The organism is Kiritimatiellia bacterium, assembly GCA_025054615.1.
GTDB lineage: Bacteria > Verrucomicrobiota > Kiritimatiellia > CAIVKH01 > CAIVKH01 > JANWZO01.
In genome coordinates, this window is the sequence record JANWZO010000049.1 from 1 (window position 1) to 530 (window position 530).

Genomic DNA, 530 nt, shown 5'->3' on the forward strand with positions numbered 1-530 from the left:
TGGCCCTCGGCGAGGCAGGCCATCAGGTGGTGGCGGATCTGGAACCATGCGCCCTGGTTCATCGGCTCCTCCTGGCACCAGACCACGTCGCGCGTCCGGCCGAGGCGCGCGAGCTCGCCGGCCAGGGCCTGCCGGGGGAAGGGGTAGAGCTGCTCGATCCTGAGGATCGCCACGCGCTCGGCGAGGCCGCGGCGCTCGCGCTCCTCGACCAGGTCGTAGTAGACCTTCCCGGCGCAGAGGATCACCCGCTCCGCCGCCTCCGCGCGCGGCCCGCCGGGCTCGGCGATCATCGTCCGGAAGCCGCCCTCCGCGAGCTCGGCGAGCGAGGAGACCGAGAGGCGGTGGCGCAGGATGCTCTTCGGCGTCATCACCACCAGCGGCTTGCGCACCCGCCGCAGCATCTGCCGGCGCAGCAGGTGGAACATCTGCGCCGGCGTGGTCGGCACGCACACCTGGACGTTCTCGAGGGCGCAGAGCTGCAGGAAGCGCTCGAGGCGGGCGGAGCTGTGCTCGGGGCCCTGGCCCTCGTA

1 protein-coding gene is annotated in these 530 nt (G+C 73.0%); it reads right to left on the reverse strand.

Going from position 1 to position 530, the window contains the following annotated elements; genetic code table 11:
• The coding region (gene sucA / locus NZ740_10775; protein MCS6772481.1) for a 2-oxoglutarate dehydrogenase E1 component at positions 1 to 530 on the reverse strand (530 nt) is incomplete at both ends.